The organism is Xanthomonas cannabis (assembly GCF_040616535.1).
GTDB classification, from domain to species: domain Bacteria; phylum Pseudomonadota; class Gammaproteobacteria; order Xanthomonadales; family Xanthomonadaceae; genus Xanthomonas; species Xanthomonas cannabis.
In genome coordinates, this window is record NZ_CP136580.1 from 4,261,329 (window position 1) to 4,273,781 (window position 12,453).

At 66.9% G+C, this 12,453-nt stretch carries 10 protein-coding genes; 2 read left to right on the forward strand and 8 right to left on the reverse strand.

Annotation, left to right across the window (positions count from 1 at the left end; genetic code table 11):
* The first annotated feature begins 45 nt into the window (after positions 1-45).
* Complete coding sequence (locus RZV17_RS18035; RefSeq protein ID WP_355605440.1) at positions 46-3,294, forward strand: efflux RND transporter permease subunit; 3,249 nt, start codon at positions 46-48, stop codon at positions 3,292-3,294.
* 133 nt (positions 3,295-3,427) lie between these two features.
* Positions 3,428-6,571, forward strand: a complete 3,144-nt coding sequence (locus RZV17_RS18040; protein WP_355605443.1) for an efflux RND transporter permease subunit — start codon at positions 3,428-3,430, stop codon at positions 6,569-6,571.
* 51 nt (positions 6,572-6,622) lie between these two features.
* Here RZV17_RS18040 and RZV17_RS18045 read toward each other — a convergent pair whose 3' ends face one another.
* The 8 genes from RZV17_RS18045 to RZV17_RS18080 all read right to left on the reverse strand — a co-directional run bounded on the left by RZV17_RS18045 (position 6,623) and on the right by RZV17_RS18080 (position 12,414).
* Entirely contained in the window at positions 6,623-7,990 is a 1,368-nt protein-coding gene (locus RZV17_RS18045) for a VOC family protein (protein WP_355605446.1), read from the reverse strand.
* A 142-nt stretch (positions 7,991-8,132) separates the two neighbouring features.
* Positions 8,133-8,750: a hypothetical protein gene (locus tag RZV17_RS18050; protein ID WP_355609485.1), complete on the reverse strand. Its 618-nt coding sequence runs from the start codon at positions 8,748-8,750 to the stop codon at positions 8,133-8,135.
* A 31-nt stretch (positions 8,751-8,781) separates the two neighbouring features.
* Complete coding sequence (locus RZV17_RS18055; RefSeq protein WP_166749446.1) at positions 8,782-9,351, reverse strand: hypothetical protein; 570 nt, start codon at positions 9,349-9,351, stop codon at positions 8,782-8,784.
* Positions 9,352-9,604: 253 nt separating this feature from the next.
* Complete coding sequence (locus RZV17_RS18060; protein WP_355605450.1) at positions 9,605-10,363, reverse strand: HAD family hydrolase; 759 nt, start codon at positions 10,361-10,363, stop codon at positions 9,605-9,607.
* Between the two features lie 37 nt (positions 10,364-10,400).
* A complete protein-coding gene (locus RZV17_RS18065) occupies positions 10,401-10,808 on the reverse strand; it encodes an EF-hand domain-containing protein (protein ID WP_208413132.1) in 408 nt (135 codons plus the stop codon).
* Between the two features lie 236 nt (positions 10,809-11,044).
* Positions 11,045-11,422: an EF-hand domain-containing protein gene (locus RZV17_RS18070; protein ID WP_184384755.1), complete on the reverse strand. Its 378-nt coding sequence runs from the start codon at positions 11,420-11,422 to the stop codon at positions 11,045-11,047.
* Positions 11,423-11,642: 220 nt separating this feature from the next.
* On the reverse strand, positions 11,643-12,026 hold the full coding sequence (locus tag RZV17_RS18075) for a hypothetical protein (protein WP_355605454.1): 384 nt from the start codon (positions 12,024-12,026) through the stop codon (positions 11,643-11,645).
* A 193-nt stretch (positions 12,027-12,219) separates the two neighbouring features.
* Positions 12,220-12,414, reverse strand: a complete 195-nt coding sequence (locus RZV17_RS18080) for a CPXCG motif-containing cysteine-rich protein (RefSeq protein WP_039405377.1) — start codon at positions 12,412-12,414, stop codon at positions 12,220-12,222.
* Positions 12,415-12,453: the final 39 nt, after the last annotated feature.

Sequence of the window (12,453 nt, forward strand, 5' to 3'; positions counted from 1 at the left end):
CGTGTGCGCCGGCATCGATTGACGTCTTCAGCAAGGACACCCCCCGTGGGCTTTTCGACCATCTTCATCCGCCGCCCGATCGCCACCTCGTTGTTGATGGCGGGCGTCCTGCTGCTGGGCATCCTGGGCTACCGGCAGTTGCCGGTCTCGGCGTTGCCGGAAATCGACGCGCCCAGCCTGGTCGTGACCACCCAGTACCCCGGCGCCAACGCCACCACCATGGCCTCGCTGGTGACCACCCCGCTGGAGCGCCAGTTCGGGCAGATCTCCGGCCTGCAGATGATGACCTCCGACTCGTCGGCGGGGTTGTCCACGATCATCCTGCAGTTCTCGATGGACCGCGACATCGACATCGCCTCGCAGGACGTGCAGGCCGCGATCCGCCAGGCCACGCTGCCCTCGTCGCTGCCGTACCAGCCGGTCTACAACCGGGTCAATCCGGCCGATGCGGCGATCCTCACACTCAAGCTCACCTCCGATTCGCTGCCGCTGCGCGAGGTCAACCGCTACGCCGATGCGATCCTGGCCCAGCGCCTGTCGCAGGTGCCGGGCGTGGGCCTGGTGTCGATCGCCGGCAACGTGCGCCCTGCGGTACGCATCCAGGTCAACCCGGCGCAGCTGTCGAACATGGGCCTGACCATGGAGTCGCTGCGCAGCGCGCTGACCCAGACCAACGTCAGCGCGCCGAAAGGCTCGCTCAACGGCAAGACCCAGTCCTACAGCATCGGCACCAACGACCAGCTGGTGGATGCCGCGCAATACCGCGACACCATCATCAGCTTCGCCAACGGTCGCCCGGTGCGGCTGGCCGATGTGGCCAAGGTGGTCGACGGGGTGGAGAACGACCAGCTCGCCGCCTGGGCCGATGGCAAGCCGGCTGTGCTGCTGGAAATCCGCCGCCAGCCCGGCGCCAACATCGTGCAGACGGTGGAGCAGATCCGCAGCATCCTGCCGCAGCTGCAGTCGGTGCTGCCGGCCGACGTGCATCTGGAAGTGTTCTCCGACCGCACCGAAACCATCCGCGCCTCGGTGCACGAGGTGAAGTTCACCCTGGTGCTGACCATCGCGCTGGTGGTGGCGGTGATCTTCGTGTTCCTGCGCCGGCTGTGGGCCACCATCATTCCGTCGGTGGCGGTGCCGTTGTCGCTGGCCGGCACCTTCGGGGTGATGGCATTTGCGGGCATGTCGCTGGACAACCTGTCGCTGATGGCGCTGGTGGTGGCCACCGGTTTCGTGGTCGACGATGCGATCGTGATGATCGAAAACATCGTGCGCTACATCGAGCAGGGCAAGAGCGGGCCGGAAGCGGCGGAGATCGGTGCCAAGCAGATCGGCTTCACCGTGCTGTCGCTGACCGTGTCACTGGTGGCGGTGTTCCTGCCGCTGCTGCTGATGCCCGGCGTCACCGGCCGGCTGTTCCACGAGTTTGCGTGGGTGCTGTCGATTGCGGTGGTGATCTCGATGCTGGTGTCGCTGACGCTGACGCCGATGATGTGCGCCTACCTGCTCAAGCCCGATGCGCTGCCCGAAGGCGAAGACGCGCACGAGCGCGCCGCAGCCGCCGGCAAGACCAACCTGTGGACGCGCACCGTCGGTACCTACGAGCGCAGCCTGGACTGGGTGCTGGCGCATCAGCCGCTGACCCTGGCGGTGGCGATCGGCGCGGTGGCACTGACGGTGGTGCTGTATGTGGCGATCCCCAAGGGCTTGCTGCCCGAGCAGGACACCGGCCTGATCACCGGCGTGGTGCAGGCCGACCAGAACGTGGCGTTCCCGCAGATGGAGCAGCGCACCCAGGCGGTGGCTGCAGCGCTGCGCAAGGACCCGGCGGTGACCGGCGTGGCCGCCTTCATCGGCGCCGGCACCATGAATCCGACCATCAACCAGGGCCAGCTGTCGATCGTGCTGAAGACACGCGGCGACCGCGATGGGCTGGATGAGGTGCTGCCGCGCCTGCAGAACGCGGTGGCCCGCATCCCCGGCGTGGCGCTGTTCCTCAAGCCGGTGCAGGACGTCACCCTGGACACGCGCGTGGCGGCCACCGAATACCAGTATTCGATGTCGGATGTGGACAGTACCGAACTGGCCACCTGGGCCGGGCGCATGACCGAGGCGATGCGCAAGCTGCCCGAGCTGGCGGATGTGGACAACAACCTGGCCAACCAGGGGCGTGCACTGGAACTGAGCATCGACCGCGACAAGGCCAGCATGCTCGGCGTGCCGATGCAGACCATCGACGATACCTTGTACGACGCGTTCGGCCAGCGCCAGATCTCCACCATCTTCACCGAGCTCAATCAGTACCGGGTGGTGCTGGAAGTGGCGCCGGAATTCCGCAGCAGCACCGCGTTGATGAACCAGCTGGCGGTGGCCAGCAATGGCAGCGGCGCGCTGACCGGCACCAATGCCACCAGCTTCGGCCAGGTGACCTCGTCCAACTCGTCCACTGCCACCGGCGTGGGCGCGCAGAACACCGGCATCGTGGTCGGCGCCGGCAACATCATTCCGCTGGCCGCGCTGGCCGAAGCCAAGGTCACCAACACGCCGTTGGTGGTGAGCCACCAGCAGCAGCTGCCGGCGGTGACCATTTCGTTCAACCTGGCGCCGGGGCATTCGCTGTCGCAGGCGGTGGCGGCAATCGAGAAGGCACGCGAAACTCTCGAGATCCCCAGCCAGGTGCATGCGCAATTCGTCGGCAAGGCGGCCGAATTCACCGGCAGCCAGACCGACATCGTGTGGCTGCTGCTGGCGTCGATCGTGGTGATCTACATCGTGCTGGGCGTGCTGTACGAAAGCTACATCCACCCGCTCACCATCATCTCCACGCTGCCGCCGGCCGGTGTCGGTGCGTTGCTGGCCCTGATGATGTGCGGGCTGAGCCTGTCGGTGGACGGTATCGTCGGCATCGTGCTGCTGATCGGCATCGTCAAGAAGAACGCCATCATGATGATCGACTTCGCCATCGACGCACGCCGCGAAGGCGCCAACGCGCACGATGCGATCCGGCGCGCCTGCCTGCTGCGCTTCCGCCCGATCATGATGACCACCGCCGCCGCCATGCTGGGCGCGCTGCCGCTGGCGCTGGGCACGGGCATCGGCTCGGAACTGCGCCGTCCGCTGGGTATTGCCATCGTCGGCGGCCTGCTGCTCTCGCAGCTGGTCACGCTGTACACCACCCCGGTGATCTACCTGTACATGGAACGCGCCGGCGAGCGCATGCGTGCCTGGCGCGCGCGCCGTGCAGCGCGCCATGACGGCGCACCCCCGGCATCCACCTCGGAACGATCGGCATGACGACTGCTGACGTCTTCGCTGATCGCTGTGCCTGCCCACGGCATCGCCTGCCCACACGCACGCGTGGAGGCCGCGCTGGCTGTTGCCTGTACCGATTCCCGAATCCCGATTCCCGATTCCCGGCACCACACCCATGAACATCTCCGCGCCCTTCATCAAGCGCCCGATCGGCACCTCGCTGCTGGCGATCGGTTTGTTCGTGATCGGATTGATGTGCTACCTGCGGCTGGGCGTGGCGGCGTTGCCGAACATCCAGATTCCGGTGATCTTCGTGCACGCCACGCAGTCCGGTGCCGATGCCAGCACCATGGCCTCCACCGTCACCGCGCCGCTGGAACGCCACCTGGGCCAGTTGCCCGGCATCGACCGCATGCGCTCCTCCAGTTCGGAGAGCAGCAGCATGGTGTTCATGGTGTTCCAGAGCAATCGCAACATCGATTCGGCCGCGCAGGACGTGCAGACAGCCATCAATGCGGCGCAATCGGATCTGCCGTCCGGGCTTGGCACGCCGATGTACTCCAAGGCCAATCCGAACGACGACCCGGTCATCGCCATTGCGCTCACCTCGGACACACAGTCGGCCGATGAGCTGTACAACGTGGCCGACTCGTTGCTGGCGCAGCGGCTGCGCCAGATCACCGGCATCAGCTCGGTCGACATCGCCGGCGCCTCCACCCCTGCGGTACGCGTGGACGTGGACCTGCGTGCGCTCAACGCACTTGGCCTGACCCCGGACGATCTGCGCAACGCGGTGCGCGCGGCCAACGTAACCTCGCCCACCGGGTTCCTGTCCGATGGCAACACCACCATGGCCATCATCGCCAACGATGCGGTGGCCAAGGCAGCCGACTTTGCGCAGCTGGCGATCTCCACCCAGTCCAACGGACGCATCGTGCGGCTGGGCGATGTGGCCACCGTCTACGACGGCCAGCAGGATGCGTATCAGGCGGCCTGGTTCGACGGCAAGCCGGCGGTGGTGATGTACGCCTTCACCCGCGCCGGGGCCAACATCGTCGAAACCGTGGACCAGGTCAAAGCGCAGATTCCCGAGCTGCGCAACTACCTGCAACCCGGCACCCGGCTCACGCCCTACTTCGACCGCACGCCCACCATTCGCGCGTCGTTGCACGAGGTGCAGGCCACGCTGATGATCAGCCTGGCGATGGTGGTGCTGACCATGGCGCTGTTCCTGCGCCGGCTGGCGCCGACCTTGATTGCCGCGGTGACCGTGCCGTTGTCGCTGGCCGGTTCGGCACTGGTGATGTACGTGCTCGGCTTCACCTTGAACAACCTCAGCCTGCTGGCGCTGGTGATCGCCATTGGGTTCGTGGTCGACGATGCGATCGTGGTGATCGAGAACATCATGCGTCATCTCGATGAAGGCATGCCGCGCCTGGACGCGGCACTGGCCGGTGCGCGCGAGATCGGTTTCACCATCGTCTCGATCACCGCCTCGCTGGTGGCGGTGTTCATCCCGATGCTGTTTGCCAGCGGCATGATCGGCGCGTTCTTCCGCGAGTTCACCGTGACCCTGGTGGCGGCGATCGTGGTGTCGATGCTGGTGTCGCTGACCCTGACGCCGGCGCTGTGCAGCCGCTTCCTGTCCGCGCATACCGAGCCGGAAAAACCCGGGCGTTTCGGCGCCTGGCTGGACCGCATGCACGCGCGCATGCTTGCGGTGTACACGGTGGCACTGGATTTCTCGCTGCGGCATGCCTTGCTGCTGTCGCTGACGCCGCTGCTGCTGATCGCCGCCACCATTTTCCTGGGTGGCGCGGTCAAGAAGGGGTCGTTCCCGCCGCAGGACACCGGCCTGATCTGGGGGCGCGCCAATTCCAGCGCCACGGTGTCGTTTGCCGACATGGTCAGCCGCCAGCGCCGCATCACCGACATGCTGATGGCCGACCCGGCCGTCAAGACCGTCGGCGCGCGCCTGGGCTCCGGCCGTCAGGGCTCCAGCGCATCGTTCAATATCGAGCTGAAAAAGCGCGACGAGGGCCGCCGCGATACCACCGCACAGGTGGTCGCGCGCCTGAGCGCCAAGGCCGACCGTTACCCGGACCTGGACCTGCGCCTGCGCGCGATCCAGGACCTGCCCAGCGACGGTGGCGGTGGCACCAGCCAGGGCGCGCAGTACAAGGTGTCGCTGCAGGGCAACGACCTGGCGCAGCTGCAGGAATGGCTGCCCAAGGTGCAGGCCGCGCTGAAGAAGAACCCGCGTCTGCGCGATGTGGGCACCGACGTGGACACCTCGGGCCTGCGCCAGAACATCGTGATCGACCGCGCCAGGGCAGCACGCCTGGGCATCTCGGTGGGCGCCATCGACGGCGCCCTGTACGGCGCGTTCGGCCAGCGCTCCATTTCCACCATCTATTCCGATCTCAACCAGTACAGCGTGGTGGTCAACGCACTGCCCTCGCAGACCGCCACGCCCAAGGCGCTGGATCAGGTCTTCGTGCCCAACCGTGCCGGTCAGATGGTGCCGATCACCGCGGTCGCCACCCAGCTGCCCGGGCTGGCGCCGCCGCAGATCACCCACGACAACCAGTACACCACGATGGACCTGAGCTACAACCTCGCACCGGGCGTGAGCACCGGCGAGGCGGACCTGATCATCAAGAACACCGTGGAAGGCTTGCGTCTGCCGGACGGCATCCGCATCAGCGATGGCGGCGGCTTCAATGTGCAGCTGAGCCCCAATTCGATGGGCGTGCTGCTGCTGGCTGCGGTGCTCACCGTCTACATCGTGCTGGGCATGCTCTACGAGAGCCTGATCCACCCGGTGACCATCCTGTCCACGTTGCCGGCCGCCGGCGTCGGCGCGCTGCTGGCGTTGTTCCTGAGCAACACCGAGCTGTCGGTGATCTCGATGATCGCGTTGGTGCTGCTGATCGGCATCGTCAAGAAGAACGCCATCATGATGATCGACTTTGCGCTGGTGGCGCAGCGCGTGCACGGCATGGATGCACGCGCGGCCGCACGCGAAGCCTCGATCGTGCGCTTCCGCCCCATCATGATGACCACCATGGTGGCGATCCTGGCCGCGGTGCCGCTGGCAGTGGGCCTGGGCGAAGGCTCGGAGCTGCGCCGCCCGCTCGGCATCGCGATGATCGGCGGGCTGGTGTTCTCGCAAGGCCTGACCCTGCTCAGCACGCCGGCGTTGTATGTGATCTTCTCGTGCCTGAGCGAACGCTGGAAGGCGCGTCGCGCACGTGCGCGTGCACGCCGGGCAGAGCGCACGGCGGCACGGCGCCCGGCTGCGTCGTCGGCGCACTGAGGCGAGGCAGCACACCAGTCGCCGCCGCACCGCGCGGCGACGTACGCGGGTTCAGGCCACCAAGGCCTGCAGCGAGGCGCGCTCCAGCTGCGCGTATAACGCGAACTCGTCGTGCACCTGGGCGCCCAGGGCCTGTTCGAAACTGCGCTTGCTCGAATGCGCGGCATAGGCGCGCTGCTCGGCCCCACCCAGGTTGGACTGGAAGATGCCGGCCGCGCTGACCGGCAGGAAGTCTTCGTAGATGATCGAGTCGGCACTCACCAGCCCCAGCGCGATCGCGGTTTCTGCCGGCATCGCGGCCACCTGCGCCGGATCGGCACGGCCGGCCTCGGTCAGTGTGTAGCGGAAATAGCCCAGCCCTTCCTGGCGCAGCAGCGCCTCGTCATCGGGAAAGGCCACAAACGCGGTCTGCAGGCGGGTGGCGTAATCGCTGCCCGTGCTGCCGGCACCGTCGGCATCGCGCGCCTGCGCCAGCAGCGCGTCGTACAGCGCACGACCCTTGGGCGTCAGCGCAAGCCCGCGTTGCTCGATCTCGCCAAAGCGCGCGGTATGCGTGCCGTGTTCGGGCTGCCCGCCATCGCCGACAAACCGCACCGGCTCTTCCAGTGCCTTGAAACTGGTCTGGCGCAGCAGGATCGGCACGCGTCGACGCGGCGGGCCTTCGATCACCGCCTTCGCATCGATGCCGGCGCGCTGCATCTGCGCCTGCGCCGCATCGATATCCAGCGTGCGCGGAGTCAGATGGTTGATGTGCGGGCCATGGAAGCTCACCACATCGGCAATCAACTTGTGCGCCTCGCTCAGCGCGCGATAGGTCGGCAGCGACACCGTGGCATCGCCATGCCAGCGGAAGGTCTCCAGCGCTTCGGCGACGAACTGCTGCGCCTGTGCGGCGTCCAGGCCGCCTACCTGTTCGCAGTGGTCGATCAGCTCCAGCGCACCTGCGGTAAAGATCTGCCGTTGCTGCAGGATCTGCGCAGCCTGCGCGCGCAGCGCGGCATCCTCGATCAACTCCAGGCGCAGCAGCGAGGTGAACACACGGAACGGGTTGGCCGACAGCGCCGCATCGTCGATCGGGCGGAACGCGGTGGAATGCACCGGCACGCCAGCCACGGACAGGTCGTAATACCCCACCGGGTGCATACCCATCACCGCAAACAGCCGACGCAAGGTGGCCAGTTCTGCGGCCGTGCCGACCCGGATGGCGCCATGCCGCTCCAGATCCAGCCGTGCCCGCTCGTCGTTGCGCTGCAGCCGCGTTGCCAGCGCGGGATCGGCCTGCAACGTCTGCGCGTTGACCTGCGCCACCAGCGTCATCAGGTCGCCGTATAACGGCACCTCGGCGCGATACATGTCCGACATCGCCTGGGCGAACAGGCTGCGGATGTGATCGGGAGAGACAAACACGGTATCGCGCATGGGCTGGTCTTGGCAGAGGCCGGCCAACGCCGGCGTTGGTCGCATTCTCGCCGACCGTGCCCTGCGGCGACCAGCTGCATGGCAGCATCGCGTGCGCGCGTTGGCATGCAGACAGCCCTGCGCGAGGTGCGCGCCGCCGGCGTTACAACCCGGCCTGCGCCGCCGCCTCGGCCGCTTCGCTGGCCTGACGTGCGGCCTCCAGCCGCTGCGCATGGTCGCCGAGCTGGCGACGCAATAGCGCGTCCAGGGTGATCGGCCGCTCCCACCGGTCGTAGCTGGCAACGATGGCGTGCCGCAACGCGCGCATGTGGGCATTGTCCGGCGCCACCGCCAGTCGCGTGATCACGCCTTGCCACCCATCGTGATGATCGCGGCTATAGGCCCGCACGCTGTCGCGACACGACAGCTGCACCGTCTGCGCCCATACGCAAGCGAAGTAGATGTCTCCCGCGTGCCAGCCATGCACCTGCAGCAGCGCCTGCACGTAACCGCGCGGCGTGCCGGTGTAACGCGCCACCTCGTCGATGAAGCTGTCCGGGTAGCGTTGCGCGTAGCTGCCCATGTCGGCCAGATGCTGGTCCACCCACGCATCATCGGTGCCGGGCATCACCGCAGGCACTGCCGCGTCCTGCGCGCCGCCGGCTGCCGGCGCAGCGGCAGCCTGGGCAAGCGCCAGCGACGGAACCAGCAACGCGGCCAGCAACGGCAGCGATCGCAACAGCAAGTAGCGCAAGGCAGACATGCCGCGATGATGCCGCATGCCCGTGCCGGTGTCAGGCATGCAGAGCAGGTCAGCGCAGGTCGTAGATGCCAAGGTAGTGCACCTCGCGGCAGCCGTTCAGATCGCAGGCGCCCACATAGCCGGGCCCGAGATAACGCTGGCGTGCATCGCGGTTGTGCGGGCTGCTGTACGGATCCGGGCCATACAGGCCGTTGCCGTAATAGATCTGGCCGTAGGGGCGGTTGCGCGACGCACCCAATCGCAGTGCGGAGCCGTAACCGTAGCCGCTGTAGGCACCGACATTTCCCCCGTCGCGGTCGCCCACGAACGCAGTGCCGCGGTCACTTGCCCTTGGTCGCGACTGCAGGGTGGCAATGCTCTGCCCCTGCGCATCCACATAGCCTTGTTCGCGATCGAAGCGCACCGTGCGGAAATACACCACGTCATCGCCCACCCGCCGCGTGTGCAGGCGGACATGCTGGCCTGCATCGTCGTAATACGGCTGGCCATTGCGAAAGATCACCTCGCTGGGGTTGATGACTTCTTCTTCCAGTTCGGCAGCCGCCAGCGGCGCGATGCCCGCCAGCGCACCCAGCGCGACGGCCAGCCCTGCACGACGGATCACGGACAACATGTTCATGGGCATTCCCTCCAAGGTCGGCCATGCGTGCGTGCTGGCCGGAACGTCCTGTTACCGGGCGCCGTCGGGCGCCCGAATCGTCACTACATCAGCAATGGGCACTTCGCGCCAGAGCCGCCGGCCAGGCGCCATTCTTGCGCGGCCGGTCCGCCGACGTTGCACCTTGCCAGGCCGGCGCGACGGTGGCCGATGAAGACCACCGGCGTGGACATGCCGGCCCTGCCTCGGCCGCCTGATGCAGCCGCTGCAGCCCTCAGCCTGGCAGCTGCTGCCGCGCCACCGCATCCAGCGCCTGCACCGCCGCCGGCCAGCCTGATGCATCGGGCACCTCGCGCATGCGCGGCTCGTCTGCAGCGACACCGTGCTCCTGCTCATGCGCCCAGGTCACCGCGTACGGTGTGTAAATCCCCCAGCCGCCGATCGCCAGCACCGGCTCCACATCCGAGCGCAACGAGTTGCCGATCATCACGAAGCGCTGCGCCGGCAGGTCGAATTCGCCCAGCACGCGTGCGTAGGTCTTGGGGTCCTTTTCGGACACCACCTCGACCCGCGGAAACAGGTCGGCCAGACCGGACTGCTCGATCTTCTGCTCCTGGTGAAACAGGTCGCCCTTGGTGATCAACACCACCGCACAGTGGGCGGCAATGGCGCCAACCGCCTCGCGCACACCGGCAATCACCTCCACCGGGTGCTGCAAGGTGGCGCGGCCGATCTCCACGATGCGCTGGATGTCGCGCGCATCGATGCGCGCGTCGGTGAGTTCGATGGCGGTCTCGATCATCGACAGCGTCATGCCCTTGGCACCGTAGCCGAACACCTTGAGGTTGCGCCGTTCCACCGCCAGCAGATGCTGCTGCATGCGACTGTCGCCCAGGTCGAGATAGCGGGCCAGGATCGCTTCGAAATCCGCTTCGGCGGTGAGGTAGTAGTCCTCGCTTTTCCAGAGGGTATCGTCGCCGTCGAAGCCGACCAGTTGGATCGCCTGGCCGTCGCGCTGTGCAAGAGAAGTCATTGCGCAAGTCTAGCAGCGCGCTGACGCGCAGCTGCAGTCAGTCGCCTGCCGCGTCGCCGGGGCCGGGCTGATAGCTGGCAAATTCGTCACGCGACAGGCGCCCATCGCCGTTGCTGTCGAAGCCGGCAAAGTTCTCGCGCAGGATCGGGTCGGCGCCGGCTTCGGCCGGCGTCAGCGAGCCGTCGGCATCGCTGTCCAGGCTGTCGAAGCTGCGCGGCGCCAACGTGCCGGCGGTGGGCGCCCCCGACGGCGCAGCGCCCCCCTTGCCGCGAGACGGCCCGGACGGGTCGGCGGGCAACAACGGGGTCGTGGCAGGTGGCGGCGGCTCGATGGGCAAGGGCGCCATGCCCGCAGCGTTGGTGCCGCCGGTGAACGGTGCTGCCGTCTGCTGGGTGGCGGGCGGCAACTCCGGTGGCGCGGCAGACGCGAGCAGTGGAATGCACAGGACGGCGAACAAGCTGAGACGCGTTTGCAGCATGAAGACAGGACCAGAAACGACTGGCGTCACCGTAACGCGCGCCACGTAAAGAAAACGGGAGCGGCCCTGGCAGGCCGCTCCCGTGTGTCCATCCTGATCAGTCACGCGTGCCTGGCGTGCAGACCCGCGCTGTTGCGACGCCAAGCCCTTCGCTGCGCCGTATCCGGAGCGCTACGGACGGCGACGGCTTTCAACACACTCGATCAGTTACCTTGCGACCCCGTTGCGCCGCCGCTCTGCTGCTTGGCGACAAAGGCCTTGTATTCGTCCGGCGTCAGCTTGCCGTCGGTGTCGCCGTCGGCCTGGTCGAAAATCTGGACCAGCCCCGCGTTGACCTGCGCTTCCTGCTTGCTGATGGCGCCATCGCTGTCGGTATCCACGCTGGCCCAGGTCTGCCCGCCGCCGGAGCTGGCACCGCCCTGGGCAGAGGTCGCAGAGCTCCCCGACTGTGCCGGGGCAGCAGGACTGCCCGCCTGCGCTGCGGCGTCCTGCGAGGTGCTCTGCGCCATGGCCGGCAGCGCCAGGGCGGCGGCAAGAGCGGCGGTGGCAGCGAGCAGCGAGGTGCGGTTGCGATTCTTCATTTGGGTGGTCTCCTTGGGCGTTGGAATGCGCGGTGTCGCCGCACATGGCACTACCGTACCGATCGCAAATGAACGCCCAACCCGGCGCAATTTCCTGCAAAACGTCCTCTTAACCACAACCTGCAACGTTGCCGCTAGCCGGGTGTTAGGCATGGGTGAGTCAAACAGAAGCAGAGCATTCAACATGGAAATTTATGCGAACCACGCCGCCTTTTTTCAGCTATGGCTGTGCGCCGGGCGCCTCATCGTCCCAGCTTCCGGAACTGAACAGTTTCCAACCCACCACCACGCCTGCAAGTGCGCCGGCAATCTCGAGGATGACGCGCGAGCCCAGTTCGTTCGGGTCATGGATCCTGGCCAGTGCCAGACGTGCATACAACGGCGATTCCAGTCGCACGATGCTGGTGTACACCAGGTGCCAGATGTCGTAACCGGCGCCGATCGCCACCGCCAACAGACAGGCAATCCCCAGGATGTGGCCATGGGTGAAATGCAGACGCCGCCCGACATGTTCGATGATGGCGAAGATCAGGACACCAAGCACCAGCGCAATCAGGCCGGCCTCCAGCGAACCGAGCAGGCCGAAGTGCAGGGGCAGATTCATCGTGTTGATCCGGGCAGCTGGCGTGCCAGTCTAGCCGCTACGGCCATGGATCCGGCTGCAATCCAGATCGACGCACGAAGGCGCGAATGGGCCAGGCGCACTGGCCGCGCGCACCGCCGCACGACGACGCTCACGCCGGGGAACGAGCGCTGCACCATGCGCATGCAATCAACTGGAGGCCGTGAGGTGCGCCCTAATCGTCCTGCCCGCGCGCAGTCACCTGCGCCTCGCCCTCTTCATCCCAGCCCACGTTGACCGAGATCGGCTTGCAGCACACCTGGCAATCCTCGATGTACTGCTGATCACCGCCGCTCAGGTCCAGTGTCAGCGTGATCCACTCCCCGCAGTACGGGCAGGCGACATCCACAAAGCGTTCCGGATCGGACATGAGGGGTTCCTCGGCAGCGGGCAGGCCGGATCGGATGCG